Genomic DNA, 4,086 nt, shown 5'->3' on the forward strand with positions numbered 1-4,086 from the left:
GTGCCCGCCTGCCCGTCTGCCCCCGAGCCGCTTCCGGCGGCAGCGCCGCTGGCGGGGCGGTCGCCAGACGTATCAGACGTATCAGACGTGCAAGATGGGCCTGCCGGGCCGGGTACGGCGGGCAAATCGCCCGCCTCGGCGAGGGGCCGCGTGGTGTCATCGGCGGAGGGGTTACGCCGGGGGGGCGTCGAAGCTTCGCGCGTGGTCGGCCTGCCGTCCGGGCTACCGTTCGGGCTTTCGTTCGGGCTGTCATCCGGCGTGACGGGTCCGGCTTCCGGGTGGGTATCCCGCGCCCTCGACGGTGTGGCCGGGATCACTGCGTCCCGCCGCACGGCAGGCGTTTCGTGCGTCTTGCGGGCCCGCCGCGAAAAATCCGCTTCGGGTTCCGCCGGATTCGTTGCGGTGGCCGGGGCTGCCGCGATGTTGCGCGCCGGAGTTGGCGGGGCCAACGCGCCATCGGGGGCTGCGGGGCGTGCGGCGCGTGATGCCGCCCCCGGTGCTGCTGCCGTTTTTTCCCCGGCTTCGCGGTTACCCGCCTGGCCCCCGGAGTCCCCCGCGGTATCGCCCGCCGTCCCTTCCTCCATGCCGCCGGGCAACCCGGCCAGACTGACCTCCAGGTACGCTGCAGCGACCTCGCCCCGGCCGTCTCCGGCTCCAACGGACAACGCCAGCAGCAGGGCGGCGGTCAGGCCGTGCGCCAACAGCGAACCCCACAGGTACCGCCACGGACACCGCCACATCGCCGCGCACGGGCGGGACCATGCCTGCCGCAGGAGTCCGCCGCGGGCCGTGGTCGTACTGTCGGGCAGCGGCAGCGTTGCCGCCATGCCGTCCTGCCTGTCCGCCGTATTGGTCCGACCGGATGCCGCGCCGGTTTTCGCATGGTCCGACAGGACTGGGGGGACTGGCGGAACTGGCAGGACTGGCAGGACTGGGGGGACTGTCGGGTCCGGCAGGTTGGACTGGTCGGACCGGGCAAGGTGCGGGCTGTCGGGCGCGGCATGGCAAGGCATGGGCGGTTCCTTTGCCGGAAGGCGGGCAGGGCCGGGATCAGTCGGTCCTTGTGGCGCACCGGGTGCACTGGTGCGTCAGGCGTGTCTGGTGCGCCAATGCTGCCGGGCTTGCCGGTACTGCCGGACCTGCCCGAGGTGGCATGGGCGGTACAGGATCCGAGGTCCGTTGACGCGTCAATTCGGACCCGTGCGGCAGGTTGACACGGAATTGAAAAGTTTCTAGCGAGAGTGCTACGTTTTGTTGCAACGTGTGATTTCATTACACGAAATACCGAAAAAAGTCACACCGCACGGTTCCCACCGGACGGATGCGCGCCGTACCGGAGCGAGGGGCACCGGTTGTGGTGCGTCCGGTGCGGAGCACGGAAACCCGCAGCAGGAGGCAGCATGGGCAGCAGGAGGATGATGGGGGCACGGGCGGCGGCCCAGGCCCTGGTGATGTCGCTGGCGCTGACGTTGACGCTGGCCGGGCCGGGGACGGCCCGGGCGGCTGACGAGCAGCCCGCCACGCTCGAAGAGGAGGTGGTGGTTTCCACTCCCATCATCGAGGGCAACGAAACCACCCGTTACGGCGGCCAGTACACCGAAGTCACCCAGGACCAGATCAGCGACCTCAACGCGCAGGACATGTCGTCGGCCCTGCGGCGCACCCCCGGCGTGAACATTTCGCGCTACAATCAGGTGGGTTCCTTCGGCGGCGCCGAAGGCGGCGGTGTGTTCGTCCGGGGCATGGGGTCCAGCCGCCCCGGCAGTGAAATCGCCACCCTGTACGACGGCGTGCCGCGTTACAACCCGGTGTACAGCCATCCCCTGCTGGACATCCTGCCCATGGACCCGGCGCAGTCCATCCGGGTGTACAAGGGCGTGCAGCCCACGGAATTCGGCAACGGCTTCTCGGCCATCGACGTGATTCCCAAGCGCATGACGGAGGACGGCTTCCGCACCCGGCTGTTCACCTCGTACGGCAGCTACAACACCTTCACACAGGGTGTGGAGCACGGCGGCAAGCAGGGCGGCACTGACTACTATTTCGGCCAGAGCCTGCGCCTGTCCGACGGCCACCGCGAGCATTCCGACGGCCAGCTGGAAAACTACTTCGCCCGCCTGGGCCAGGACCTGTACGAGAACTGGAACGTCTCGTGGTTCGCCAACATGAGCCGCAACGTGGCCCGCGACCCCGGCAGCAGCGAGGGCACCACCAACGACGGGCGCTTTTCCACCGACGACGTGCTCAACGTCATCACCCTGTCCAATGACTACGAAGACGCCAGCGGTCACCTGAAGCTGTACTGGAACAACGGCTACGCCAACTGGGCGGGCCAGGTGTACGCACGTCCGACGTCCACCGACGTGACCATCAGCGACTGGGACACCTACGGCGTGCGCGCCCGCGAGGCCTTTCGGGCGTGGGAGGGCGGCGAGGTGGTGACCGGCTTCGACTACGACGTCATGAGCGGAAAATCCGTCTTCGAATACTACGACGACACCACGCGCGAATTCGAGCGCACCGACTTCACCCTGTTTTCGCCGTACGTGGCCGTCAGCCACATGTTCGGTGACCGCGGCGGGTTCTACGCCATTCCTTCTGCGGGCACGCGCTACTACACCCACGACGAGTTCGGCGATCAACTCGCGCCCCATGCCGGGCTGGTGCTGGGCTACAAGGACACGGAACTGCACGCCAGCTACGCGCGGGGGGTCAGCTATCCCGGCCTGGACGTGGCGGTGTTCTCCCAGAACTCCATCGGGGGCATTGCCAACGGTCCGTACCGCGAGGACTGGAAGAACCTGGATCCCGAGTTGGTCGACCACTTCGAGGTGGGCATAAGCCAGAAGCTGTGGAGCAAGGTGAAGGCCGGGGTCACCGCGTTCTGGGAAGACGGGTCCGACCGGTACGTCATCGTGGGCAGTTCGCCGCCCCCGCGCATGCGCTTCGAGAACGTGGAATCGTTCCAGATCCAGGGGGTGGAAGCCACCATCACCTACACCCCCCTGCCCGACCTTTCGCTGTACGTGGGCTCCACCTGGCTCGACACCTTCCCCGGCGACCTGCCCTATGCGCCGGAGTGGACACTGAGCGCAGGCCTGAACTGGCGGTTCCTCACGCACTTCCGGCTCAGCCTGGACGCGCAGTACGTGACGGAAGAGCAGGTGCGCAGCCAGTCGCGCTTTGGCAACACGGTGAACACCGAAACGGTGGACGCCTATCACGTGGTGAACGGGCGTCTTTCCTACCTGTTCGACTACAGGGAATGGGGCATCACCGAGGGTGAACTGTTCCTGGCGCTCGAGAACATCACCGACTCCGACTACGAATACCGGCCCGGCTATCGCATGCCGGGGTCCAGCGTCACTGTCGGGGCCAGCGTGACCTTCTAGTCATCATGGCGGCGGGGGAGGCGGCATGCCGTTTCCCCCGCCGCCTGTGCATCGGAGATCGGTCGGGCGTCACGCAGTTTCACCGGGTGAAAGGGCGGAAGGGCTTGCGCCCGGCCACGCGGACATGCAACCGCGCCCATGGGGCGCAACGGAGCGGGAACCGGCATGGCATCGCAGCATTCGCATGCGGCACGGGGCGCGGACATGGCGGTATGCCGTGATCCGCGCGCGCTGTTTTTCGACGAGCGCGCCGACACCTGGGAAGAGCGCTGCTACCCCCCGGCCACGCGGGAGCGACTGGCCGAACTGGTGCGCGGCTTCGGCATCCTGCCGGGGGCCGACGTGCTGGACATGGGCACCGGCACGGGGGTGCTCATCCCCTGCCTGCGCGAGGCCGTGGGCGAGGCCGGGCGCATCCTGTCCTTTGATGTTTCGTACGAGATGGTGCGCCGCGCGGGGTGCAAGGAATCCGGCGCGCGCGGGCTGTGCGTGCAGGCCACGGCCATGCGCATTCCGGCGCGCGACGGCGCGTTCGGCCACGTGATCTGCTTTGCCGCCTTTCCCCACTTCGCGGACAAGGCGGCGGCCATGCGCGAGATGGCCCGGGTAACCCGGCCCGGCGGCGAGGTGATCGTGGCCCACCTGCTGAGCCGGGCGGAACTGGCCCGCCATCACGGCGGGCACCCCGCCGTGG

2 protein-coding genes are annotated in these 4,086 nt (G+C 68.1%); both read left to right on the top strand.

Annotated elements, in window-relative coordinates:
• Window positions 1-1,400 precede the first annotated feature (1,400 nt).
• Window positions 1,401-3,392 carry a TonB-dependent receptor gene (locus tag FVW20_RS08585; RefSeq protein WP_231038978.1) on the top strand — a complete coding sequence of 664 codons (1,992 nt, stop codon included), beginning with the start codon at window positions 1,401-1,403 and terminating at the stop codon, window positions 3,390-3,392.
• 165 nt (window positions 3,393-3,557) lie between these two features.
• On the top strand, window positions 3,558-4,086 hold a 529-nt coding region (locus FVW20_RS08590; protein WP_231038979.1), incomplete at its 3' end, for a class I SAM-dependent methyltransferase.

The organism is Nitratidesulfovibrio oxamicus, assembly GCF_015731765.1.
GTDB classification, from domain to species: Bacteria; Desulfobacterota; Desulfovibrionia; order Desulfovibrionales; family Desulfovibrionaceae; genus Cupidesulfovibrio; species Cupidesulfovibrio oxamicus.

What these genes read in the sequence shown, in the direction of transcription:
- FVW20_RS08585 (WP_231038978.1), top strand. Translation starts at nt 1,401, where the DNA reads ATGGGCAGCAGGAGGATGATGGGGGCACGGGCGGCGGCCCAGGCCCTG.